We start from the raw sequence: 838 nt of genomic DNA on the forward strand, positions 1-838 counted from the left end.
CTAGGGTCAGGACCCATTGATTTCCGCGTTGGTGCATGATTCACGGTTCGAAAAACGAGCGGTGACCATGTCTGATCTTTTCTGGCTCACGGATGCGCAGATGGCGCGTCTTGAGCCATTCTTCCCCAAGTCCCACGGCAAACCTCGTGTCGATGATCGACGTGTGTTAAGCGGCATTATCTTCATCAATCGCAATGGGTTAAGGTGGCGTGACGCACCTTCGGCCTATGACCCACACAAGACGCTCTACAACCGCTGGAAACGTTGGAGCGACAAGGGCATCTTCGCCCGGATGATGGCCGGTCTGGCTGCCGAACGCGGCGAAGAGAAGACCGTGATGATCGATGCGACCTACCTGAAGGCACACCGCACAGCGACCAGTTTGGGCGTCAAAAAGGGGGGCGTGGACGCCTGATCGGTCTAACCAAGGGCGGCATGAACACGAAGCTGCACGCCATCTGCGACAGCCGGGGACGTCCGCTCAACCTGTTCGTCACAGCTGGGCAAGTCAGCGATTACATCGGAGCGCGGGCATTACTGAGCAGCTTGCCGGATGTCGATTGGCTGCTCGGGGATCGCGGCTATGACGCCGATTGGTTCCGGAAAGCGTTGAAAGACAAAGGGATACGAGCATGTATCCCTGGCCGGAAGCAGCGGAAGAAACCGGTAAAGTACGACAGGCGTCGATACAAACGGCGTAACCGGATCGAGATCATGTTCGGAAGGTTGAAGGATTGGCGGCGTGTAGCAACCCGCTACGACAGGTGCCCCAAGGTCTTCTTGTCCGCCGTCGCACTCGCAGCGCTCGTCATATACTGGCTATGAGTCCTGACCCTAA

The 838-nt window shown here is 57.4% G+C and carries 1 protein-coding gene; it reads left to right on the forward strand.

What is annotated here, in order from left to right; translation table 11 throughout:
* Positions 1 to 67 precede the first annotated feature (67 nt).
* A protein-coding gene (locus tag ACR0C6_RS21565) for an IS5 family transposase (RefSeq protein ID WP_480621169.1) occupies positions 68 to 825 on the forward strand; the annotation gives its coding sequence in 2 pieces (ribosomal slippage) (positions 68 to 389 and positions 389 to 825; 759 coding nt in all).
* Positions 826 to 838 lie beyond the last annotated feature (13 nt).

The organism is Ruegeria sp. AL12, assembly GCF_056540885.1.